This window comes from Streptomyces sp. NPDC055140 (assembly GCF_053607285.1).
Map to the genome: position 1 here is coordinate 461,791 of NZ_JBSGTG010000003.1, position 22,426 is coordinate 484,216.

Below are 22,426 nucleotides of genomic sequence, written 5' to 3' on the forward strand. Positions count from 1 at the left end.
CGCCTCAGCAGTCAGTGCACGGCCCGCGTCCTGGACGAGGGCACACAGCCCCTCGTCCTAGACGAACAGGCTGATCACCGCCGCCACCGCGAAGCCCGCCACCGAGAGGACCGACTCCAGGACCGTCCAGGTCTTGAGGGTGTCCCGCTCCGAGATGCCGAAGTACTTCGCGACCATCCAGAAGCCGCCGTCGTTGACGTGCGAGGCGAAGATGGAGCCCGCCGAGATGGCCATGATGACGAGGGCCGTGAAGGGCTGGGAGTAGTGGCCCGCCTCGATGAGGGGCAGGACGATGCCGGCCGTCGTGACGATCGCGACCGTGGCCGAGCCCTGGGCGACGCGCAGGACCAGGGAGATCAGGTAGGCGAGGACGAGGACGGGCAGGCCTACGTTGTTGAACGTGTCGGAGAGGGCCTGGGCGACGCCGCTGCCCTTGAGGACCGCGCCGAAGATGCCGCCCGCGCCGACCACCAGGAGGATGTTGGCGACCGGCTTCAGGGAAGCCGTGGACACCGTCTCCAGGGACTTGCGGGACCAGCCGCGGCGGATGCCCAGCAGGTAGTAGGCCAGGAGCAGGGCGATCGTCAGGGCGACGAAGGGGTGGCCGAAGAACTCGATGACCGAGCGGACCGTGGAGGGGTCGAGGGCGATCGAGGAGAACGTGGCCAGGAGGATCAGGACGAGCGGGGTGCCGATGATCGCCAGGACGGTGCCGAGCGGGACCGGCTTCTCGGTCGGCTTCACGCCGGCCTTGCGCTGCTCCTCGACGAGCGCGGCCTTCGCCTCGTCGGCGGCCTCGACCATGTCCTGCGGGACGGGCACGAAGATGCGCTTGCCGATCCACGCGGACCAGGCCCAGGCGGCGAGCACCGCGGGGATGCCGCAGATGATGCCCATGAGGATGACCCAGCCGAGCTGCACGTGGAGCAGCCCGGCGGCCGCGACGGGGCCGGGGTGCGGGGGCAGGAACGCGTGGGTCATCGACAGGCCGGCGAGCAGCGGCATGGCGTAGAGGACGATCGACTTGCCGCCGCGCTTGGCGGCCGCGTAGACGATCGGTGCGAGGACGAAGATGCCGACGTCGAAGAAGACCGGGATACCGAAGATGAGGCCGGTCAGGCCCATGGCGAGGGGGGCGCGCTTCTCGCCGAAGAGGTTCAGGAGGCGGGACGCCAACACCTCGGCGCCGCCGGAGACTTCGAGCACCGCGCCGAGCATGGTGCCGAGTCCGATGATGATCGCCACATGGCCGAGGGTGCCGCCCATGCCGGACTCGATGAGGGAGACGGCGTCGGACTTCTGGACGGTGCCGAACAGCTCGGTGACGGAGAGGCCGGCCGCGAGGCCGACGGCTATGGAGACCGTCAGGAGGGCCAGGAAGGGCTGGAGCCTGACCTTGATGATCAGGAAGAGCAGAAGGGCGATGCCGAGCGCAGCGCAGGTGAGCAGGCCCGTGGTGCCGCCGATGATCGTCAGGAGACCGCCGGTATGAGGTGGCGCGGGGGCGGGGGCGGTCGCGGCGAGAGGCAGGAGGGACATGAGGGGGGACCTCGTAATTCCATGCGGCTTTCAGGGCAGGGGGGATCGCGGTGCGGCGCCTCGGGGTTCGGCGCCGCACCGTGATGACGTACGGGTTACGGGTGTTGCGAAAGCGTCAGCTCAGGACGGCGAGCGCGTCGATCTCGATGAGGAGACCCTTGGGGAGACCGACGTAGACGGTGGTGCGGGCGGAGGCCGGGGCCTTGAGGCCCTGCTCCTCGAAGTACGCGTTGTAGATCGCGTTCATCTCGGCGAAGTGGTCGACGTCGGTGAGGTAGACGCGCATCATCATGACGTCGTCCCAGGTGGCGCCGCCCTCTTCGAGGATCGCCTTGACGTTGGCGAAGGTCTGGAGGGTCTGCTCGCGCAGGGTCGGGCCCGCGGGGGTGGGGGCCTGGCCCTCCACGGCCGGCAGGAAGCCGACCTGGCCCGCGACCTGAAGGATGTTGCCCTTCTTGACGCCGTGCGAGAACTTCGCGGGCGGGGTCGTGTGCGTGGCGGGGGTGAGCGCGGTCTTCTCGGTCATCGTGAGGTGGCTTCCTTGGTGGGGGCTTCTTTGCTGGCGGCCTTGGTGGTGGCCTCTTTGGAGCCGGGTACGGCTCCGGAGTACTCCCGGCTGATCGCGTCGGCCGTGCGGCGGACCAGCGGGAGCAGGGTGAGGAGTTCCTCGGCCGTGACGACCACGTTCGGCGCGGAGACCGACATGGCGGCGACGACGCGGCCGTCCGCACCCCGGATGGGCGCTCCGACACAGTTGATGGACTCCTCGTGGCCGCCGAGGTCGGTGGCCCAGCCCTGTTCGCGGACGACGGCGAGCTCCTTGAGGAAGGCGCCGGCGTTCGGGGTCGAACGGGCCGTGTACATGGGGTAGTCGAGCTTCTCGGCGATGGCGCGGCGCTCGGCTTCGGAGAGGTCGGCGAGGAGGAGTTTGGCGACGGCGGCGACCGTGATGGCCACCGGCTTCCCGATGCGCGAGTACATGCGGACCGGGTAGCGGCTCTCCACCTTGTCGATGTAGAGGACCTCGTTCTCCTCGTACACGGCGAGGTGGACCGTGTGCCCGCACTTCTCGTTGAGCGCGGTGAGGTGGGGGTGGGCGATCTCACGGACGTCGAGGTTCTCGACGGCTTCCTGGGCGAGGGCGAACAGGCGCGCGCCGAGGCGGTAGCGCTGGTCGGACTGGCGGTAGACCAGGCCGTGTTCGTGGAGGGTCCGCAGCAGGCGCAGGGCCGTGGACTTGTGGACGCCGAGGCGGTCGGCGACCTGGCCCAGGTCGGCGGGGCCCTCGGCGAGCAGCGGCAGGATGCTCAGCGCTCGGTCGACTGTCTGGCTCATGGCGTACGTACCTCCTCCACGGCCCCGTCGGCGGTCCAGCCGGGGCCGAGGTGCAGTGTCCCCCAGGAGGCGTCGTCGAGGTCGGCGAGGCGGTCGGCGTGGGCGCGGCTCGGGGGCGCGGCGAGGTCGCCGGGGGTGGTGAGGGCGGCCGCGGCCATGAGGTGGCCGTGGCGCAGCCGGGCGGGTACGGGCAGGCCGCGCAGGGCGCCGGAGAGGTAGCCGGCGGCGAAGGCGTCGCCGGCGCCGACAGCGGCGACGACGTCCACGCGCGGGGCGGGTTCCGTGTGACGGACGCCGTGTTCGTCGTAGGCGACCGCGCCGTCGGCGCCGCGCTTGACGACGAGCGTCGCGGGTTCGGGGAGGGCGGCGCGGATGGCGTCGGGGCCGCCCGTGATGCCCCAGGCGTCCTCGGCCTCGTCCTCGCCGACGAAGACGAGGTCGGCGCCTCGGGCCAGGTCGAGCAGGACGCGGGCGTCGTCGGGGCGGGGCCACAGGCCGGGACGGTGGTTGACGTCGAAGGAGACGAGGGGCCGGCCGGCGGGTGTGCGGGCGGTGAGGTCGGCGGTGAGGTCGAGGCAGCCGGCGGAGAGCGCGGGCGTGATCCCGGACAGGTGCAGGACGCGGCCGGAGCGGATCGCGGCCAGGTCCATGTTCTGGCTGGTCATCGCGGAGGCGGCGGATCCGGCGCGGTAGTAGGCGACCTCGTGGGCGTCGGTGGCGCGGTCGCCCGCAGTGCGGAAGTAGATGCCGGTGGGGCGGACGGGGTCGCGGCGTACGGCGGAGGTGTCGACGCCGTACGCGCCGATCGCGTCGACCAGGTGGTCGCCGAAGCCGTCGGCGCCGACGCGGCTGACCCAGCGGACGGTGTGTCCGGCGGCGGCGAGCACGCACGCCACGTTGGACTCGGCTCCGCCGATGCCGCGGTCGAAGGACGGTACGTCGGCGAGGCGCCCGGGTACGGAGGGCACGAAGGTGACCATGGACTCGCCGAACGTGACGACATCCACGGGTGCGTGGTGCGCGGGGGCGGCGGGTCCGGTGGCGGTCACGGTGGTTCGGGCTCCTCGTGGGATCTGGGCTCATGCCGGGAGGGATCAACGGCTCCGTTGACCCGGCGTTGGCTCGGATGTTAGACAGCAGTAAGCGACATACGCAATGACCGTTGCATTATTTGCAACGGCCTTCTCACGAGGAGGCTCCATGGCCGCCGACAACGCCGTCAACGCCGTAGCCCGTCTCAGGGACCTGGATCTCGAGCGGGTCGACCACCGCTTCAAGGGGCTGCCCCCGGACGCGGAAGGCCTGACCGTCGGCGAGCTCGCGGCCGAGCGCCGCAACCTCTTCACCGGCGGCTTCACGACCCCGGTCCTCGCACTGTCCGCCGAGCGCCTCGCGCACAACCTCGCGCTCATGGAGACATATGCCACTCGCCACGGCCTGGCCTTCGCGCCGCACGGCAAGACCTCGATGGCCCCGCAGCTCTTCCATCGCCAGATCGAGCACGGCGCGTGGGGCATCACCCTCGCCGTCCCGCACCAGGTGCGGGTCGCCCGCGCCTTCGGCATCGAGCGGATCTTCCTCGCGAACGAGTTCGTCGACCCGGCCGCCCTGCGCTGGCTCGCGGGCGAACTCGACCACGACCCCGACTTCCGCTTCATCTGTTACGTCGACTCGGTGCGCGGCGTCGAGCTGATGGACGCCGCCCTCGCCGAGGCCGGGGCCACGCGGCCGGTCGACGTGGTCGTGGAGCTGGGCGCGGGCGAGGGCGCGCGCACGGGCGTGCGGACCGAGGCCGAGTGCTTCGACCTCGCGAACGCCGTGGCGGCGGCGGACACGCTGCGCCTGGTCGGCGTCGCCGGTTACGAGGGCGAGGTGCCCGACGCGTCGTCCGAGACCGTCGGGGCGTGGCTGCGCCGGCTCACCGCGCTGCTCGTCGACTTCGACAAGGCGAGCCGCTTCGCGGACCTGGACGAGATCGTGGTCAGCGCGGGCGGCAGCGCCTGGTTCGACGCGGTGGCAGAGGTGTTCGCCGAACTGCCCGAACTCTCGGCTCCCGTACTGAAGTTGCTGCGCTCGGGCGCGTACGTGTCGCACGACGACGGCCACTACAAGCACCTCACGCCGTTCAACCGGGTCCCCGAGGAGGGCGCGCTGCACCCGGCGTTCCGGCTGTGGGCGCAGGTCGTCTCGCGCCCGACGGCGGAGCAGGCGTTCACGAACGCGGGCAAGCGCGACGCGGCGTACGACCTTGATCTGCCCGAGGCCCAGGTCGTGCGGGACGCCCGTACGGGCGAGGTGCGCGAGGCCACCGGCGTGACGGTGACGGGGCTTTCCGACCAGCACGGCTGGGTGCGCACGGACGGGGGCGAGGACCTGGCGGTGGGCGACTGGCTCGGCATGGGCCTGTCGCACCCGTGCACGTCCTTCGACAAGTGGCAGCTGATTCCTCTCGTCGAGGCGGACGGCACGGTTGTGGACTACGTCCGGACGTTCTTCTAGGTCTTCTGCGGATCCGTGAGGGCTGGTCGCGCCCCGCGGCGGAGCCGCTGATGGGCACTGCCCCGCGCCCCTGAAGGCATGCGCTGCGCGCAGCCTTCCCCGATGAGATGCCGCGCGAAGTGCGCATCTCAGGGGCGCGGGGAACTGCGCGACCAGCCCCGACGCACCCACCCGCACCCGAACACCCGCACCCAAGAGAGGCACCCCCATGGACCTGGTCATCCGCGACGCGCGCGTCATCGACGGCACCGGAGGCGCCTCCTACCGCGCCGACGTCGGCGTCCAGGACGGCCGCGTCACCACGATCCACCGGGAGGGCGACGGAGGCCCCCGCCCCTCGGCCCGGAGAACGGTGGAAGCGTCAGGTCTCGCCCTGTCCCCCGGCTTCATCGACATGCACGCCCACAGCGACCTGGCGCTGCTGCGCGACCCGGACCACAGCGCGAAGGCCGCGCAGGGCGTCACGCTCGAAGTCCTCGGCCAGGACGGCCTCTCGTACGCGCCGGTCGACGACCGCACGCTCGCCGAGGTCCGCCGCGCGATCACCGGCTGGAACGGTGGTGCGCCCGGGGACACGTCCGTCGACTTCGACTGGCGCACGGTCGGCGAGTACCTGGACCGCCTCGACCGCGGCATCGCGGTCAACGCCGCGTACCTGATCCCGCAGGGCACCGTGCGGATGTACGCGGTGGGCTGGGACGACCGCGACGCGACGCCCGAGGAGCTCGGCCGGATGCGGCAGCTCGTCGCCGAGGGCATGGAGCAGGGCGCCGTCGGGATGTCGTCCGGCCTCACCTACACGCCCGGCATGTACGCGAAGGACGCCGAACTCACCGAGCTGTGCCGGGTCGTGGCCTCGTACGACGGCTACTACTGTCCGCACCACCGCTCGTACGGCGCCGGGGCACTCGACGCGTACCGGGAGATGGTGGAGCTCACCCGCGAGGCGGGCTGCCCGCTCCATCTCGCGCACGCCACCATGAACTTCGGGGTGAACAAGGGCAAGGCGCCCGACCTGATCTCCCTGCTCGACGCGGCGCTCGCCGACGGCGCCGACATCTCGCTCGACACGTACCCGTACACGCCGGGCAGCACGACGCTCGTCGCGATGCTGCCGAGCTGGGCGAGCGAGGGCGGCCCCGACGAGATCATGAAGCGGCTGCAGGACGACGCGACCGCCGAGAGGATCCGCCACCACATGGAGGTCATCGGGGCGGACGGCTGCCACGGTGTGCCCATCGAGTGGGACGCCATCGAGATCTCCGGCGTGTCCGACCCGGGGCTCGCGTCCTGCGTCGGCAAGACGGTCCAGGAATCGGCCGACATGCGCGGCGAGGAGCCGTGGGTGACCGCGCGCCGCCTGCTCGTCAACGACAAGCTGGGCTCGACGATCCTCCAGCACGTCGGCCACGAGGAGAACGTCCGGGCGATCATGCAGCACCCGGTGCACACGGGCGGCAGCGACGGCATCCTCCAGGGACTCAAGCCGCACCCGCGCGCGTACGGCACGTTTCCGCACTTCCTCGGTCGCTACGCACGCGAGCTCGGCATCATGTCGCTGGAGGAGACGGTCGCCCACCTCACGTCGCGTCCCGCGGCGCGGCTGCGCCTGGCCGACCGGGGCCTGGTCCGCGAGGGCTACCGCGCCGACCTGGTCCTCTTCGACCCGGAGACGGTCGCGGCGGGCTCCACGTTCGAGGCGCCGCGCACGCTCCCCGTGGGCATCCCGCACGTCCTGATCGACGGGAAGTTCGTGATGGAGGACGGGCGCCGCACGGATGTGCTCGCGGGGCGGTCGGTCCGCAGGACGGCGTAACCGTCCCGGACGGCCGGGCCGGGCGCGGGCCACCGCGCTCACCCGCGACGACGCCCCGAAGCGCCCGCCCGCGCCACCCCACGTGTCCGAAAACACGGAGCGCCCCGCGATACCCGGCCGTAAGCTCACGGACATGCAGGTGATCCAGTCGACGAAGCTCGCCAATGTCTGTTACGAGATCCGGGGCCCGGTGCTCGAGGAGGCGATGCGTCTGGAGGCAGCAGGCCACCGCATCCTCAAGCTCAACACCGGAAACCCGGCCGCGTTCGGCTTCGAGTGCCCGCCCGAGATCCTCGAGGACATGCTCCGCAACCTCGGCGACGCGCACGGCTACGGGGACGCGAAGGGCCTGCTCGCGGCCCGCCGCGCGGTGATGATGCACTACCAGACCCTGGGCGTGGAGACGGACGTCGAGAACGTCTTCATCGGCAACGGCGTCTCCGAGCTGATCGTGATGGCGATGCAGGGGCTCCTCGACGACGGTGACGAGGTCCTCGTCCCGGCTCCGGACTACCCCTTGTGGACGGCCGCGGTCTCCCTCTCCGGCGGCACGGCCGTGCACTACCGCTGCGACGAGCAGTCCGACTGGATGCCCGATCTCGCCGACGTGGAGCGGAAGGTCACCGACCGCACCAAGGCGATCGTGATCATCAACCCGAACAACCCGACGGGCGCCGTCTACAGCGACGACATGCTGCGCGGCCTGACCGACATCGCCCGCCGTCACAACCTCCTGGTCTGCTCGGACGAGATCTACGACAAGATCCTCTACGACGGCGCGACGCACACGCCGACCGCCGCCATCGCCCCCGACCTGCTGACCCTCACCTTCAACGGCATGTCGAAGGCGTACCGGGTGGCCGGTTACCGCGTGGGCTGGATGGCGATCTCCGGGCCGCGCGCGCACGCCGACTCGTACATCGAGGGCCTCACGATCCTGGCGAACATGCGACTGTGCGCGAACATGCCGGGCCAGCACGGCGTCGTAGCGGCGCTCAGCGGACGCCAGACGATCAAGGACCTGGTGCTGCCGGGCGGCCGCCTGAAGGAGCAGCGGGACACCGCGTACGAGCTGCTGACACAGATCCCGGGCGTCACGTGTGTGAAGCCGAAGGGCGCGCTGTACCTCTTCCCGCGGCTCGACCCGAAGGTGTTCAAGGTCAAGGACGACCGGCAGATGGTCCTCGACCTGCTGCGCTCCGAGAAGATCATGGTCGTGCACGGTACGGGGTTCAACTGGCCGGAGCCGGATCACTTCCGGGTGGTCACGCTGCCGACGGTCGGCCAGCTCACGGAGGCCGTGACCCGTATCGGCCGCTTCCTGGACGGCTACAGCCAGCCCTGACGGAGCGCTCCGGTCCGAGCACTCACGGTCCGCGCCTCGACCGAGGGGACCCGGTTCTGGTGCAGACGCAATCCAGGCCAGGAAAACCGTCGCGGCATCCCGCGCCGACACCGCGGCGGCGCTCCTGCCTGCCGAGCACATGGCCGCGTACACCGCCGCACCGGCCGACCCGAAAGAAAATCGGCGCGGCCCACTGACGCCTCCCCGGGGCTCCTCGACGGGCCCCGGCCCGCGTGCACCCGCAGCGACGCACGGGCCGCGCGCCATTTATTTGCGAGCACGACGCGTACATTCGGGTGGACTGCGTGCTCCAAGTGCCCGCCAAACGAAGGCACTCTGACCACTGCCTCGTAACGTCGGTGGAAATGACGGTGGTTCGGACCCCAACACACCATCGTCCCTCTCTATTCCACGAGATGTGACAGAGTGAAACGCAAGGGATTGTTGGCAGGTCTCTTCGGTGTGGCCGCAGTTGCCACCGGAGTGACGTCGTGGGCGATTCAGTCGTACTCGGCAGCGGACCCTGATTCCAAGGCCCAGTCGGCGGAGAGTCAGAACCGGCAGGATGCCTCTTCGCTTTTGCAGGCCGGAATTCTGCAGCAGAACAACCACGATCTCGAAGGGGCCGACCGTACCTACCGGCGCGTGCTGGAGCTGGATCCGCGGAACGAGTTCGCCTGGTACAACCTGGGAGTCATCGCACATGAGGCCGGCAGGGCGGCCGATGCCCGTGCGGACTACGACAAGGCGCTGAAGGTCGATCCGGCGTTCACGTCGGCCCTCTTCAACGAGGCTCTGCTGCTGGAGACGAGCGATCCCGACCGGGCCGGCGATCTCCTGAAGCGTGTCATCGCCGGCAATACCAAAGCAGGCACGGCGCATCTGCACCTCGGACGGATCTTCCATCAGAAGAAACGTGACGACAAAGCCGCGGACGAGTTCCGTCGTGCGGTCGCGGACGATCCCTCACTGCGTTCCCAAGTGCCGGAGGAATTCCGGTGATTCCTGACTCCGCAAGCCCTTCACCGACATCAAGCCAAGCAGGGAGCAACAGATGACGTCGACGGCGACACCGAGGTTCTCCGTCTTCACCCCCAGCCACCGGCCCCGTTTCCTCGACGAATGCCTGGCGACCCTGCAGGCGCAGACGTGTTCGGACTGGGAGTGGATCGTCCTGCTCAACAACGGCGCCCGATGGCGACCGGAGCGCCCCGACGACAGGGTCCGCGTGGAGATCGCGGACGACATCGACGGCGTCGGCGCGGCGAAGCGCAGGGCCTGTGAACTGGCCCGCGGCGAGATCCTTGTGGAACTCGACCACGACGACCTGCTGGCGAAGGCGTGCCTGGCCGAACTTGCCAAGGCGTTCGACGCGCATCCCGAGGCCGTCTTCGTCTACAGCAACACCGCGCAGATCACCGAGGACGGGAAGCGGGACGACAGCCGCTTCGACGAGACGTGCGGCTGGCAGTACGAGGAAGTGAAGGTCGACGGCCGCAAGGTGCTGCAGGTCGTCTCCCTGGCGCCGACACCGCACAACGTCGCCTACATCTGGTACGCGCCCAACCACGTGCGGGCATTCCGCAAGAAGAGCTACGAGAAGGCCGGCGGGTACGACGCCACGCGTACGGTTCTGGACGACCAGGACCTGATGTGCCGCCTCTTCCACATCGGCGACTTCCACCACATCAACCGCTGCCTCTACCTCCAGCGGGTCCACCCCGCGAACACCCAGTGCGACCCGGAGATCAACGCGCACATCCAACGCGAGACGGTCACCCTGTACGACAAGTACATTGAGGCCAACGCCCTCGCCTGGACCCACCGGCGGGGACTGCTCGCGCTGGACCTCGGCGCGGCCCACCGGAAGCCGCCGGGCTACGTCGGCGTGGACCAGCGGCCGGGAAAGACCGTCGACATCGTCGCGTCCCTGCCCGAGAAGCTGGACCTGCCCGACGGCTCCGTCGGTCTGATGCGGGCGGTGGACTTCCTCGAGTACGTGCCCGCGAAGGTGCCGCTGATCAACGAGATGTACCGGCTGCTGGCGCCCGGCGGCATGCTCCTCACCATGACGCCCAGCTCCGACGGACGCGGCGCGTACCAGGACCCGACCCACGTCGCCTACTACAACGAGAACTCGTTCTGGTACTACACGGACGACCAGTACCGCACCTTCGTGCCCGACCTCGAGGCCCGGTTCCAGTCGTCGCGGCTGGTCACCTACTTCCCGAGCGAGTGGCACTCCAAGAACGACATCTCGTACGTGGTCGCCAACCTCATCGCGATGAAGGACGGCACCGCACGATGCGGCGGGAAGCTGCTGGTCTAGCCTGCGTGTCCCGCCTGCGGCTGTGTCCGGTGCGTGAGCGGGAAGACGCGAAAGTGCCTTCTGGACCGGGACGACAGGGCTTGTGCAAGGCTTCTGGCGTTCCAGCAGGAAGGCACTTTCTGCGTGCACACCGCCGGGTCACGTCCCCGGCTCGCCGAGGCCACCGGGCTGCCCCACGCCTACAGCGATGCCCCGCGCCGGCTCCGCTCGGCACCGGCCACGACCACATTGCGGTACTCGATGCCGCACACCCCCAACTCCCCGACGCCCGTCACATGAAGCAAGACCATTTTCATTCTTCTGCGCCCATTGAGGGGATCACTCGACCGGTCTGCCGTCCTGCTTCTCCAGCCGCCTATATAAGAGAGCGGTTCCCGTTGCAGTGCACAGGAGATCCTGATGGTAGCCACCGCGCCGCTGACCCCACCACGCGAAGAAATCCAGAGTGCAGAGGCGGCCGCACCAAGAAGACGCCGGACACGGCTGCCGCTGTGGCCATTCGTCCTCACCTTCGGCGTGACCAGCTACGGTCTGACTGCTCCCGTGCTGGGGCGCGATGAACTGGTCACCTGGGACGTGGTGACCCGCGACACAGGACACATCCTTGCCACTCTGCACAATGTCGACGCCGTGCACGGCGCGTATTACCTGCTGATGCACCTGTGGGTGAGTTTCTTCGGTGATTCCGTCATTTCCATGCGGCTTCCCTCGGTTTTCGCCGCGTCCGGAGCCGCGTCCGTCCTCAGCCTCATCGGGAAGCGGCTCTTCGGGTCGCGAGCCGGAATGCTCGCGGGAATTCTCTTCGCGCTCGTTCCGGCCGTGAGCCGCTACGCTCAGGAGGTACGCAGCTACGCCTTGGTGATCCTCCTCGTAGCACTCGCGACCCTCCTGCTGCTCCGGGTACTCGACCGCCCTCGCAGCACGTGGCGCTGGGGCGCATATGCATTCACGCTGGTCGGCCTCGGACTGCTCCACGTGATCGCGCTGTCCGTCGTAGCAGCCCACGCATGCATGCTCGCGGCCCACGCGCGCCGTGACCGCTCCCTGTGGTGGAAGTCCGCCCTCGCCCTCCTGGCCGTCGCCGCCTCGCTCGCCCCGGTCGTCCTGCTCAGCCGGTCCCAGGTCAACGTCCAGCTGGGCTGGGTTCCGGTGCCCGACAGGTGGGCGCTCCTCACCATCTGGTGGGACATCTTCGCCTCCGGAGCGTGCGCCGGAGCGCTGATCACCCTGGCTCTCCTGGCTCGCTCGCCGCGCAGGGCTGCGCTGCTCCTGTGCGCCGTCTGGGCCGTCCTGCCCCCCGTACTCGTCTGGCTCGCCTCCCAGGGTGACGTCTCCTACTTCCGCTCCGTGTACCTGTTGTTCACCGTCCCTGCCTGGGCTCTTCTCGGCGGCGCCGGCCTCAGCGCAGCCTGCCACTCCTGGAAGGGTGCGACGGCCCTCCTCGCGGTGCTGGCCGTTCTCAGCCTGCACGACCAGAGACAAGTGCGACAGCCGTTCGATCACGACGGCCCGATCCTCCAGCTCCCCCTCGACTACAGGTCCGCGGCGGACCTGATCAGGAAGCACTACCGGCCCGGGGACGCCGTCGTCTACGACCGTGAGCACGCATGGAAGCTCGACACCGGAGTCCAGTACTACCTGCCCCGCGGCCTCAAGATGCGCGACGTGTTCCTGCAGAGCGCTCCGAGGGAGATCAACCAGCTCTACGCGACCGACTGCACCGTGCCGGACTTGTGCCTGAACGGCGAGCAGCGCATCTGGCTCCTGGCCCACGGTGCCTACCCGGACCCGTTCAACGCCATCAACCAGGGCCAGGCCTCCGTTCTGCGGAACCGGTACAAGCCGTACTGGAGCCAATCGGTGACGGGGATGACCGTCACCCTGCTCGTACGCAACGACACGCCCTAGCCCGCATGTCTGACTTGCGGGCTGTGTCCGGGGCTTGAGCGGGAACGCGAAAGTGCCTTCCGGACTGGGACGACAGGGCTTGTGCAAGGCTTCTGGCGTTCCAGCAGGAAGGCACTTTCTGCGTGCACACCGCCGGGTCACGTCCCCGGCTCGTCGTCTCCGCCGACGGGTGCGAGGTGGTCAGCCATACCGGATCGCCGCACCTGCCGGCTGATCTCGCCGAGGCCACCGGGCTGACCCACGCCTTCAGCGATGCCCTGAAGGCGCCCGGTGGACCGTGGGCCCGGTCCACCGGGCGCTTTCCATGTCCGGCGGACCGGACACGTACCGCTTCAGACCCCGACGAGTTGCTTCGAGCGCAGGTGGCGTCGTGAGAGCTCCAGATTCTCGATCACGCGGTCGCGGTGTTCGGCGGGCAACTTGCCGCCCGCCAGCAGGCGTTCACAGCAGTCCTCCGACTCCTCGTACTCCCCGACCCAGTACGCGGACACCGCCAGTTCGTCGAGGGCGCGCCACTCGTACCAGTCGGGCTCGACGAACAGATGGTCGGCGCTCGGATACGGGAGGCGTGCCACCTGCCGCGCGAACAGGTGAGCGAGCGGCCACCGTTGCCCGTTGATGCGGCACCAGCGCGCGAGTCCGCCGAGCGCTTCGGCGCGCGTGGGGCGGCTCGCGTGCGCACCGAGGTAGCGGTTCATCACCTCGGCCGGGGGACGCTCCAGCGCTTCGGCGATCTGTGCGGCGACCAGACGGGAGCAGAAGACCTCCTCGTCCCAGCCGCCCATGCCGTCCCGGCGGTCATAGGCTGCAATCGCCTTCTCGAACTCACCGGCGCAGTGCCAGGTCTTGGCGAGGTAGAACACATAGCGCGCGTTGTCCGGCTCCTTGATCACGCCCTGCTGGAGGATCTCGGCATCTGCCAGGTACTTCTCGCGCGGGCTCTTCCCCCTGCTGCGTGCCCCGCCGCCCACGATGACGATGGTGGCGCCTTCCAGTGTCCCGAGGGTGTACTGCGAACCGCAGTCGAGGTACTCGTGCAGGACGCCGAGGTACCGCCATGGCAACCGCGTCGAGACCAGGGCGCGGCGCCGGTACCCGTAGGGCGTGCTGCTGACGTTGAGCCTGTAGGCGTCGAGAGTCAGCTCCGGCACACGAAAACCGGGCGCCACCTCCATCACGTCGTCGGCGTCCATGAAGAGCAGGTAGTCCGCGGCGGCACGGGCGAGTTCGATCGCCTCGGTGCGGCTCCCGTCGAACCCCTTCCAAGGCCGTTCATGCAGCTCGCCGGGCAGATCGCTGAAGACGTCACGGATGACGTCCTGCGTGCCGTCGGTCGAGCCCGTGTCCACGATGACCCACGTGTCGATCAAGGGCCGTACGGATTCGAGACAACGCCGGATCACCGGAGCTTCGTCCTTGACGATCATGTTCAGACAGACCGTTGGCTTCACGGGTCCCATCCCACTCCACTTCCCCGACTCGTACATCCGGGTGGTTCCACACCGCCTCAGACGCCGACGAGTTCCTTGGAGCGCAGGTGGCGTCGTGAGAGCTCCAGATTCTCGATCACGCGGTCGCGATGTTCGGCGGGCAACTTGCCGCCCGCCAGCAGACGTTCACAGCAGTCCTGCGACTCCTCGTACTCCCCGACCCAGTACGCGGACACCGCCAGTTCGTCGAGGGCGCGCCACTCGTACCAGTCGAACTCCACGCGCAGCTCGTCGTCGCTCGGGAACGGGATCTGTGCCGCCTGCCGCGCAAACATGTAGGCGAGAGGCCAGCGCTGGTCGCAGCGGCACAGCCGCGCCATCTCACCGAGGGCTTCGGCACGCGAGGGGCGGATCTCGTACGTGCGGAGGTATCGGTCCATCACCTCGGTCGGTGGCCGCTCGAGGATCTCCGCGAGCCGTGAGGCCCAGAGTCGGGACGTGTAGACCTCCTCGTCCTGGCCCCCCATGCCGGCCCGGCGGTCATAGGCTTCGAGGGCTCTCTCGTGCTCACCCGCGTCGAACAGACTCTGGCCGAGATAGAACACGTAACGAGTGTTGTCGGGCTCCTTGGCCAGGGCCTCCTGCAGGATCTCCGCATCATGCAGGTACTTCCCCCGCATGCCTTCGTTCCTGAGGCGTCCCCCACCGCCCACGATGACCATTTCGGCGCCTTCGAGAGTGCCGAGGCTGAAGCGCGAGCCGCATTCGATGTACTCATGCAGGACACTGACGTAGCGCCACGGCAGCCGCGTCGAAACCAGGGCGGGGCGCCAGTAGGCGAAGGGCCCACTGCGAATGTTCACCCTGTAGGCGTCGAGAGTCAGCTCCGGCACACGAAACCCGGACTCCAACTGCATCATGTCGTCGGCGTCGATGAAGAGCAGGTAGTCCGCGGCGGCGCGGGCGAGTTCGATCGCCTCGGTGCGGCTCCCGTCGAACCCCTTCCAGGGTCGTTCGTGCAGCTCGCCGGGCAGATCGCTGAAGACGTCACGGATGACGTCCTGCGTGCCGTCGGTCGAGCCGGTGTCCACGATGACCCATGTGTCGATCAGGGGCCGTACGGATTCGAGACAGCGCCGGATCACCGGGGCTTCGTCCTTGACGATCATGTTCAGGCAGACCGTTGGCTTCACGGGCCCCACCTAATCCAACTGCTGAAAAACACGCAAAGAGGCTGGGCCGAAACCATTCTCGCGACTCGTGCATTCGAGTGGTCTGAACACCCCGGGCGCCTGCCGAGCGGCGGCGCCACCGGCGCGGCCTCGTAACGTCGGTGCCGACCACCCGGGTCAGGTCAATTCCACCCGTCCGCCACCTTCCACGGAATGTGACACAGTGAAAAGTACAAAATTGTGGGCAGGACTCGCCGCGGCGGCGACGGCGGCCACCGGGGCGACCGTCTGGGCCGTTCTTTCCCCGTCGGCCGGGCCGTCGGAATCCAAGGACGCGTCGGTGACCCGGACAAGCATGTCGACAGGCGCGCTTCTGCAGTCCGCCCTTCAGCACCAGATGAACCAGGATTCCCTTGGGGCCGCCCGGGACTACCGGCACGTTCTGGAAAAGGACCCCAAAAACAAAGCCGCCTGGTACGGCCTTGGGACCATCGACCAGCAGCTCGGCAGAGCGGCGGATGCCCGGGCAGACTTCGAGAAGGCTCTCGAAATCGATCCGCACTTCATGTCCGCTCTCTACAGCGAGGCGTACATGCTGAGGTCGAGTGACCCCGACCGGGCCATCGAACTCCTCAAGCGTGCCGCTGCCACCGATCCGAAGGCGGCCGCGATCCATCTGCAACTGGGTCGGCTCTTGGCCGAGAGGCACCGCAAGGGCGAGGCCGAGGCTGCGTTCCGTCATGCGGTCGCGGCCGATCACAAGCTGCTCTCCCAGGTACCGGAAGAGTTCCGGGACGCCGCGAGCCGATGAGGCCTGGCGACCCGGCAGGCGCCCGGCGGACCGTGGGGTTCCGCCGGGCGCCTGCTATGTACGACGGGTGCTCGTGCGGGCCGCTGCGGCCCGGGCGGCGAACTCGGGCGCCTTCAGCGCGGCCGTCAGCTGGTCGTCCCACGGGGGAAGGGGAGCGAGGCCGGCCCGCAGCCAGCTGCCGTGACCGAGGACACCGAAGGCCGGGCGGGCGGCCGGACGCGGGAACTTGTCCGAGCCGACCGGGCGGATCCGTTCGGGATCGAGGCCGCTGAGCCGGAAGGTCTCACACGCCAGTCCGCACCATGTGGTCCGGCCTGCCGCCGTGCCGTGGTAGATGCCGGCCGGTGCCCGTCCGGTCAGCGCGGCCCGGCCGAGGGTGGCCAGCTGCCGGGCGAGCGCTCGGGACCAGGTCGGCTGACCGTGCTGGTCGGCCACCACGTCCAAGGTCTCGCGCCGGGCCGCGAGTTCGAGCATGGTGGCCACGAAGTTCGGGCCGTGCGTCCCGTAGAGCCAGGCGGTGCGCACGATGTAGCCGGTGCGCGGGAGCAGTTCGACGACCGCCCTCTCCCCCGCCAGTTTGCTTCGTCCGTACGCGTTGACCGGCCTCGTCGGTGCGTCCTCGGGGTACGGCCGGCGGGCGTCGCCGGGGAGCACGTAGTCGGTGGAGACGTGCAGCAAGAGTGTGCCGCTGTCCGCGCAGGCTTGTGCGAGGTGGCGGACACCTGTGCCGTTCACGGCCGTGGCCGCCGCCTCGGACCGCTCGGCGGCGTCGACGTCCGTCCAGGCGGCGCAGTTGACGACCACCCGCTGACCCGCGACGGCAGTGCGCACGGCCGTCCGGTCGGTGATGTCGAGCTGCTCACGGTTGAGCCCTGTCACCACGGCGTCCGGATCGGTGGAGAGTTCGGCCAGCACGTCCTGGCCGAGGAGCCCGCGGGCACCGGTCACCAGCCAGTTCGCGCTCATCGCAGTGCCGCCCTCTCCTTCAGCGGCTCCCACCAGGAGCGGTGCGCCCGGTACCAGGCGACCGTGGCGGCCAGGCCCTCCGTGAAGGACACCTGCGGGGCATAGCCGAGCTCTTCCCGGATCTTGGTGTCGTCCAGCGAGTAGCGCAGGTCATGGCCTTTGCGGTCGACCACGTACTCGACCCGGTCCCAGCCCGCGCCGACCGCGTCCAGCAGCAGGCCGGTGAGCTTGTGGTTGGTCAGCTCGATTCCGCCGCCGATGTTGTAGACCTCCCCGGCCCGGCCACCGTGCAGAGCCAGGTCGATGCCCCGGCAGTGGTCCGAGACGTGCAGCCAGTCGCGCACATTGCGGCCGTCCCCGTACAGCGGGACCGTCTTTCCGTCGAGAAGATTGGTGATGAAGAGCGGGATGACCTTCTCGGGGAACTGGTGCGGCCCGTAGTTGTTGGTGCAGCGCGTGACAACGACGTCCAAGCCGTGAGTGCGGTGGTAGGCGAGCGCCAGCAGGTCGGCACCGGCCTTCGACGCGGAGTACGGGGAGTTCGGCGCAAGAGGCCACCCCTCGGTCCACGAGCCTTCGCCGATCGAGCCGTACACCTCGTCGGTGGAGACGTGGACGAAGCGGCCGACACCGTGCCGGTGGGCCGCGTCGAGGAGCACCTGTGTGCCCGTCACATTGGTGTGTACGAAGGGACCGGCCCCGTCGATCGACCGGTCCACGTGCGACTCGGCGGCGAAATGGACCACCGCGTCCTGGCCGGCCATGACCTGGTCGACCACGTCCGGATCGCAGATGTCGCCCCGGACGAAGGTGTAGCCCGAGTGTTCCGCCACCAGTGCCAGATTTTCCTCGACCCCCGAGTAGGTGAGTTTGTCGAGGACGGTGATCCGGGCTGTCGGATCCGAGTTCAGCCGCCGACGGACGTATTCCGAACCAATGAAGCCGGCGCCGCCGGTCACAAGGATGCGCATAGTTCTCAGAGTTTCCTCGCCGCAGTGTCGATCCGACGTGTCCCCGTCGACCGTCCGGTGACGGTGCTTTCCTTTCCGGAATGCCGACGGTGCCCGCGAGGCCGAAGCCTCGGGGCACCGTCGTTCCAACTCCGATGAAGCGGACAGGCAGTACGGCACCGCTTCTCACGTGGGAGTTGTCATGCGGCACCTAGACGTGCGGCGGCGGATTGTCCTGGCAGATCGCGTAGACGGTGATCCCCTGGCCCGCGCCGTTCTGGGTGGCCGTCCACCCGGTGGCCGAGTCACCCACGGCACCGATCGGCACGCTGGAGCCGGGGGAACCGTTGCCTGCGTCGAATCCGCCACCTGTGGCGAAGTCGCCGCTGTCGCAGTTGACACTCACGGTCTTGCCCGAGGTGATGCCGGCACTCACGATGTAGGTGCTCAGACCCTGGCCCTGACCACCCTGTGCGCCCTGAGCACCCTGTGCGCCCTGAGCACCCTGCGGCCCCTGAACGCCCTTCCCGTCGTTCCCGTTGGCTCCCTGGGCACCCTGAGCGCCCTGCGCGCCCTGAGCACCCTGCGGCCCCTGAACACCCTTCCCGTCCTTCCCGTTGGCCCCCTGGGCCCCCTGAGCGCCCTGCGCGCCCTGAGCACCCTGCGGCCCCTGAACGCCCTTCCCGTCCTTCCCGTTGGCTCCCTGGGCACCCTGAGCACCCTGCGCGCCCTGCGGGCCCTGCTTGCCCTGCGGGCCCTGCGGACCCTGCGGACCCTTCTTGCCGTGCTTACCGTCATGGCCGTCATGGCCCGGCTTGCCCTGGGGGCCCTCCGGGCCCCGGTCGCCGCCCTTGCTGTCGTCGCCGTACCCGTCGCCGTGCTGGCCGGGCACCCCATAGGGGGCAGCGGTGTCGACGCCCGACCTGTGGATCGCGTCGGCGATGGCCACCGTGCTCGGCGCCACGTTGAGCACTACCGCGAGAGCGCCCGCCGACAAAAGCGTGGCGGACCTCAGGCGTGAGCTTCGAATCGTTCTACGGTTCAAGGGAATCGTCCTCAGGAACTGGGAGGGGGGGTCAAGCCGCATGCGCGCACATCCGGTGCGCTCTATTTGCATGCGCATCACGTCGCCTTTGACCACGGACAAATGCCATTGTTAAACTCGGGGCAATTGAATGGTTACGAGTCACGCCACGACTTGCGCGAGGATCACCCGAGCGGCCTCAGTTGACCAGCTCCCGCCATGCCTTCCGCGTGGATTCCTTCGGCGAGAGCAGTGCGATACGCGGTGCAGCTCTGGAAGGAAGGGAGCAGGCCTTGCCGCTCGGCCTCCTTCAGCGTGGGCGCCGCGGCGTCCTTGTCGGAAAGGTGCGGGACAAGCCCCTCGGGCCAGGCGATGGCCAGATCGGGGTCGAGCGGATTGATCCCGTGTTCGCGCCGTGGCGCGTATCCCTCTGAACAGAGGTAGACAACGGTGGAATCGTCTTCCAGCGCCATGAAGGCGTGGCCCAGCCCTTCCGAGAGGTAGACGCAGCGATGCGTCGTGTCGTCGAGCCTGACCGCCTCCCACCTGCCGAAGCTCGGGGAACCGGTGCGGATGTCGACCACCACGTCGAGGACGGCGCCACTGATGCAGGTGACGTACTTGGCCTGGCCCGGCGGGACCGATGCGTAGTGGATGCCGCGGAGAGTGCCGAGAGCGGAGCGGGAGCAATTGGCCTGCTCCAGCCGGAATCCCTGGCCGATGAAATCACGAAACCCTTCATTCTTGAACCACTCATGGAATCTGCCCCTGCTGTCCGAGAACACCTTGGGCGTTTCCACCCAGGCCCCTTCGATACCAAGTGGCTCCATGTGTTTTCTCCTTTTCGCCGCGCAGTCGGTTCAGGGTCGGCCCAGCGGTACATCGTGGCGCAATCCGCCGCCCCTTTGGGGCAGGACGACGTGGCGGTAGTCCTCCAGCAGTCCCAGCAGATAGTGGCCGTACCCGCTCTTGAGAAGGGGCTGGGCCAATTCCCGGAGCCGATCGTCATCGATCAGCCCGGCGCGCCACACCGCTTCCTCCACGCACCCGACCTTGAAGCCCTGGCGCTCCTCGATCACGCGGACAAACTCCGAAGCCTGCACCATGGAAGTGAAAGTCCCGGTGTCCAGCCACGCGGTGCCGCGGTCCAGTCGCGTGACGTGCAGCGCCCCGGCCTCCAGATAGACCCGATTGAGGTCGGAGATCTCCAACTCGCCCCGGGCGCTGGGCCGCAGTCCTCGGGCGACCTCCACGACGTGATCGTCGTAGAAGTAGAGGCCGGGCACGGCGTAGCGGGACTTCGGCCGAGCCGGTTTCTCCTCGATGGACAGCGCCGTGCCCGACTCGTCGAACTCCACCACGCCGTAGGCCGAGGGGTTGGCGACCTGGTAGGCGAACACCCTGCCGCCCTTGAGATCGTCGTGGCGGGCCAGCCGGGTGCCGAGGCCGCTCCCGTGGAAGATGTTGTCGCCCAGGATCAGGGCCACCGGCCGGCCGTCGATGAAGTCGGCCCCGAGGAGGAAGGCCTGGGCGATGCCCTCCGGCCGCTCCTGTGCCAAGTACTCCAGACTCAGACCGAGTTGACTGCCGTCGCCGAGCAAGCGGCTGAACTGACACTGGTCTTCCGGGGTGGTGATGATCAGGATCTCGCGGACACCGGCCATCACCAGCGTGGAAAGCGGGTAATAGACCATCGGTTTGTCGAAGACCGGCAGCAGTTGCTTCGACACCGAGCGGGTCAGTGGCCACAGTCGCGAGCCGGTACCCCCGGCCAGGAGAATTCCGCGCATGGCAGCACCATAGGCGACTTACCCATCAATACCGGTTGTTGCGCGCCATCATTGAACGTTTCGGACATACTGTTCGCCGTCGCGCCCGGATGTCGTCCGCGCGGCGCGATCGAGCGCGACCTGAACGGAGTCCGGAATGCCCGACACAGCCGCCGAGGAACCGCGCCGGCACATCGCCGATTCGACGGTGCTGGCGCTGGCCGCATACACCACGGTGACGGTGGCCCTCTTGGTTCGTACGCTTCTGCTGCCCAGCGAGTCGGGGGACTATCTCACCTTTCTCGACCCCTGGTACCAACACATCGCGGGCAACGGCGGGTTCAGCGCTCTCGCCGACCCCGGCTTCTCGGACTACAACGTCCCCTACCTCTATCTGCTGGCCGCGCTGACCTACATTCCGGTGTCGCCGCTGGCGGGCATCAAATGGATTTCGATCCTGTTCGATCTGGCGCTGGCGTACTACACCTTCCGCATTGTGTCCCGGCTGCGGCCCGCGGCCCTCTCGACGGCCCTCGGCGCGGCGGCGGTGGTGCTCTTCCTGCCCACCGTCGTCACGAACAGCGGTTGGTGGGGGCAGTGCGACAGCATCTACACGGCCTTCCTTGTCGGTGGGATCCATTACGTGCTGCGCCGGCGGCCGTGGTGGGCGTGCACGTTCTTCGGGCTCGCGCTGGCGTTCAAGTTCCAGGCCGTTTTCCTCTTCCCCTTCCTGCTCGTACTGGTGCTGGCGAGGCGGGTGCCGTGGCGATGCCTGCTCGCCGTTCCCGCGGCATACCTCGTACTCGATGTCCCGGCCCTCGTGCTCGGCGCCGACCCGGGACAACTACTGACGGTCTACGCCCGGCAGACGGACACATACCGCTTCCTCACCGTCAACGGGCCGTCCGTCTACCAGTTCGTGTCGGTGCCCGACGACGCCGCCGACGCCGTACGCAGCGCGGGTGTTCTGGTCGCGGGAGCGCTCGTGTCGCTCCTGATCGGACTGGCGGTGTGGTCTCTGCGCCGCGGTCGGCACGACGTGCCGGGCTCCGGCCGCGGAGTGCCGGGGCTCACGGACACCCGGATCGTGCTGCTGGCCACCTGTTCCGCGATCGCGGTGCCGTTCCTGCTGCCCTCGATGCACGAGCGGTACTTCTATGCCGCGGACGTACTCACCGTGATGGCCGCGTTCCAACTGCCCAGGCAGCTCTGGTACGTGCCGGTGCTGGTGCAACTGGCCTCGTTCGGCAGCTACCTGTACTGCGTCGCCCCTGGCCTGGCTCCGTATCTGTCGATGCCCGCGCACGGCGCGCTGATGCTGCTCGCCCTGGTGGCCATGTTGCGGACGACGATCCACGAGTTCCGCCATGGCCCCGAAGCACCGGCCGTACGCGACCGGCCGTCCCTCAGCATGAACACAGCCGAGCCGGCCCGGACGTAGCGCTTCGCGGACCCGGCAACGGGAGCGCCCCCCGACGGCCGACGGCCCGGCGCGCTCGACGGAGCGCGCCGGGCCGTCGCGGGCCCGGGTGT

The 22,426-nt window shown here is 68.8% G+C and carries 19 protein-coding genes; 8 read left to right on the forward strand and 11 right to left on the reverse strand.

What is annotated here, in order from left to right:
- Positions 1 to 57 precede the first annotated feature (57 nt).
- From ACWFR4_RS09775 to ACWFR4_RS09790, 4 genes are all read right to left on the reverse strand, one after another.
- Positions 58 to 1,539 (reverse strand): GntP family permease, encoded by a 1,482-nt coding sequence (locus ACWFR4_RS09775; protein ID WP_453469767.1) that lies wholly within the window; start codon positions 1,537 to 1,539, stop codon positions 58 to 60.
- Positions 1,540 to 1,654: 115 nt separating this feature from the next.
- On the reverse strand, positions 1,655 to 2,065 hold the full coding sequence (locus ACWFR4_RS09780) for a RidA family protein (protein WP_100598214.1): 411 nt from the start codon (positions 2,063 to 2,065) through the stop codon (positions 1,655 to 1,657).
- Positions 2,062 to 2,874: an IclR family transcriptional regulator gene (locus ACWFR4_RS09785; RefSeq protein ID WP_453468104.1), complete on the reverse strand. Its 813-nt coding sequence runs from the start codon at positions 2,872 to 2,874 to the stop codon at positions 2,062 to 2,064. Before ACWFR4_RS09785 ends, ACWFR4_RS09780 begins: the two co-directional genes overlap by 4 nt.
- Positions 2,871 to 3,923, reverse strand: a complete 1,053-nt coding sequence (locus ACWFR4_RS09790; protein WP_453468105.1) for a sugar kinase — start codon at positions 3,921 to 3,923, stop codon at positions 2,871 to 2,873. The genes ACWFR4_RS09785 and ACWFR4_RS09790 overlap by 4 nt, the downstream gene beginning before the upstream one ends.
- Positions 3,924 to 4,074: 151 nt before the next feature.
- On the opposite strand from ACWFR4_RS09790, the gene ACWFR4_RS09795 reads away from it, so the two are divergent.
- The 6 genes from ACWFR4_RS09795 to ACWFR4_RS09820 all read left to right on the forward strand — a co-directional run bounded on the left by ACWFR4_RS09795 (position 4,075) and on the right by ACWFR4_RS09820 (position 12,771).
- A complete protein-coding gene (locus tag ACWFR4_RS09795; RefSeq protein ID WP_453468106.1) occupies positions 4,075 to 5,373 on the forward strand; it encodes an amino acid deaminase in 1,299 nt (432 codons plus the stop codon).
- Positions 5,374 to 5,581: 208 nt separating this feature from the next.
- On the forward strand, positions 5,582 to 7,189 hold the full coding sequence (locus ACWFR4_RS09800) for an N-acyl-D-amino-acid deacylase family protein (RefSeq protein WP_453651799.1): 1,608 nt from the start codon (positions 5,582 to 5,584) through the stop codon (positions 7,187 to 7,189).
- Positions 7,190 to 7,322: 133 nt separating this feature from the next.
- Entirely contained in the window at positions 7,323 to 8,534 is a 1,212-nt protein-coding gene (locus tag ACWFR4_RS09805) for a pyridoxal phosphate-dependent aminotransferase (protein ID WP_453651801.1), read from the forward strand.
- A 426-nt stretch (positions 8,535 to 8,960) separates the two neighbouring features.
- Positions 8,961 to 9,536: a tetratricopeptide repeat protein gene (locus tag ACWFR4_RS09810; protein WP_453651803.1), complete on the forward strand. Its 576-nt coding sequence runs from the start codon at positions 8,961 to 8,963 to the stop codon at positions 9,534 to 9,536.
- Between the two features lie 52 nt (positions 9,537 to 9,588).
- Positions 9,589 to 10,863, forward strand: coding sequence for a glycosyltransferase (locus ACWFR4_RS09815; RefSeq protein ID WP_453468110.1), 1,275 nt, complete (start codon positions 9,589 to 9,591; stop codon positions 10,861 to 10,863).
- Between the two features lie 399 nt (positions 10,864 to 11,262).
- A complete protein-coding gene (locus tag ACWFR4_RS09820) occupies positions 11,263 to 12,771 on the forward strand; it encodes a glycosyltransferase family 39 protein (RefSeq protein ID WP_453651805.1) in 1,509 nt (502 codons plus the stop codon).
- Positions 12,772 to 13,103: 332 nt separating this feature from the next.
- On the opposite strand, the gene ACWFR4_RS09825 is transcribed toward ACWFR4_RS09820, so the two are convergent.
- Both ACWFR4_RS09825 and ACWFR4_RS09830 read right to left on the reverse strand, forming a co-directional pair.
- Positions 13,104 to 14,222, reverse strand: coding sequence for a glycosyltransferase (locus ACWFR4_RS09825; protein WP_453651807.1), 1,119 nt, complete (start codon positions 14,220 to 14,222; stop codon positions 13,104 to 13,106).
- A 56-nt stretch (positions 14,223 to 14,278) separates the two neighbouring features.
- Positions 14,279 to 15,394, reverse strand: a complete 1,116-nt coding sequence (locus ACWFR4_RS09830) for a glycosyltransferase (RefSeq protein ID WP_453651809.1) — start codon at positions 15,392 to 15,394, stop codon at positions 14,279 to 14,281.
- A gap of 217 nt (positions 15,395 to 15,611) precedes the next feature.
- On the opposite strand from ACWFR4_RS09830, the gene ACWFR4_RS09835 reads away from it, so the two are divergent.
- Complete coding sequence (locus ACWFR4_RS09835) at positions 15,612 to 16,184, forward strand: tetratricopeptide repeat protein (RefSeq protein ID WP_453651811.1); 573 nt, start codon at positions 15,612 to 15,614, stop codon at positions 16,182 to 16,184.
- A gap of 54 nt (positions 16,185 to 16,238) precedes the next feature.
- Here ACWFR4_RS09835 and rfbD read toward each other — a convergent pair whose 3' ends face one another.
- The 5 genes from rfbD to rfbA form a co-directional block, all read right to left on the reverse strand.
- Positions 16,239 to 17,150: a dTDP-4-dehydrorhamnose reductase gene (gene rfbD / locus ACWFR4_RS09840; protein WP_453651813.1), complete on the reverse strand. Its 912-nt coding sequence runs from the start codon at positions 17,148 to 17,150 to the stop codon at positions 16,239 to 16,241.
- Positions 17,147 to 18,121, reverse strand: a complete 975-nt coding sequence (gene rfbB / locus ACWFR4_RS09845) for a dTDP-glucose 4,6-dehydratase (RefSeq protein ID WP_453651815.1) — start codon at positions 18,119 to 18,121, stop codon at positions 17,147 to 17,149. Before rfbB ends, rfbD begins: the two co-directional genes overlap by 4 nt.
- 190 nt (positions 18,122 to 18,311) lie before the next feature.
- Positions 18,312 to 19,064, reverse strand: coding sequence for a hypothetical protein (locus ACWFR4_RS09850; protein WP_453651817.1), 753 nt, complete (start codon positions 19,062 to 19,064; stop codon positions 18,312 to 18,314).
- A gap of 245 nt (positions 19,065 to 19,309) precedes the next feature.
- Positions 19,310 to 19,954 (reverse strand): dTDP-4-dehydrorhamnose 3,5-epimerase family protein, encoded by a 645-nt coding sequence (locus ACWFR4_RS09855; RefSeq protein ID WP_453468388.1) that lies wholly within the window; start codon positions 19,952 to 19,954, stop codon positions 19,310 to 19,312.
- Positions 19,955 to 19,984: 30 nt separating this feature from the next.
- A complete protein-coding gene (gene rfbA, locus ACWFR4_RS09860) occupies positions 19,985 to 20,914 on the reverse strand; it encodes a glucose-1-phosphate thymidylyltransferase RfbA (RefSeq protein ID WP_453651819.1) in 930 nt (309 codons plus the stop codon).
- 136 nt (positions 20,915 to 21,050) lie between these two features.
- On the opposite strand from rfbA, the gene ACWFR4_RS09865 reads away from it, so the two are divergent.
- The gene (locus tag ACWFR4_RS09865; protein ID WP_453651821.1) at positions 21,051 to 22,334 is read left to right on the forward strand and encodes a glycosyltransferase 87 family protein; all 1,284 of its coding nucleotides are present in this window, start codon (positions 21,051 to 21,053) and stop codon (positions 22,332 to 22,334) included.
- Positions 22,335 to 22,426 lie beyond the last annotated feature (92 nt).

Bases quoted from the DNA above. Each gene is read 5' to 3' on its own strand.
- ACWFR4_RS09775 (WP_453469767.1), bottom strand. From the start codon at position 1,539: ATGTCCCTCCTGCCTCTCGCCGCGACCGCCCCCGCCCCCGCGCCACCT.
- ACWFR4_RS09780 (WP_100598214.1), bottom strand. From the start codon at position 2,065: ATGACCGAGAAGACCGCGCTCACCCCCGCCACGCACACGACCCCGCCC.
- ACWFR4_RS09785 (WP_453468104.1), bottom strand. From the start codon at position 2,874: ATGAGCCAGACAGTCGACCGAGCGCTGAGCATCCTGCCGCTGCTCGCC.
- ACWFR4_RS09795 (WP_453468106.1), top strand. From the start codon at position 4,075: ATGGCCGCCGACAACGCCGTCAACGCCGTAGCCCGTCTCAGGGACCTG.
- ACWFR4_RS09800 (WP_453651799.1), top strand. From the start codon at position 5,582: ATGGACCTGGTCATCCGCGACGCGCGCGTCATCGACGGCACCGGAGGC.
- ACWFR4_RS09805 (WP_453651801.1), top strand. From the start codon at position 7,323: ATGCAGGTGATCCAGTCGACGAAGCTCGCCAATGTCTGTTACGAGATC.
- ACWFR4_RS09815 (WP_453468110.1), top strand. From the start codon at position 9,589: ATGACGTCGACGGCGACACCGAGGTTCTCCGTCTTCACCCCCAGCCAC.
- ACWFR4_RS09820 (WP_453651805.1), top strand. From the start codon at position 11,263: ATGGTAGCCACCGCGCCGCTGACCCCACCACGCGAAGAAATCCAGAGT.
- rfbD (WP_453651813.1), bottom strand. From the start codon at position 17,150: ATGAGCGCGAACTGGCTGGTGACCGGTGCCCGCGGGCTCCTCGGCCAG.
- rfbB (WP_453651815.1), bottom strand. From the start codon at position 18,121: ATGCGCATCCTTGTGACCGGCGGCGCCGGCTTCATTGGTTCGGAATAC.
- ACWFR4_RS09855 (WP_453468388.1), bottom strand. From the start codon at position 19,954: ATGGAGCCACTTGGTATCGAAGGGGCCTGGGTGGAAACGCCCAAGGTG.
- rfbA (WP_453651819.1), bottom strand. From the start codon at position 20,914: ATGCGCGGAATTCTCCTGGCCGGGGGTACCGGCTCGCGACTGTGGCCA.
- ACWFR4_RS09865 (WP_453651821.1), top strand. From the start codon at position 21,051: ATGCCCGACACAGCCGCCGAGGAACCGCGCCGGCACATCGCCGATTCG.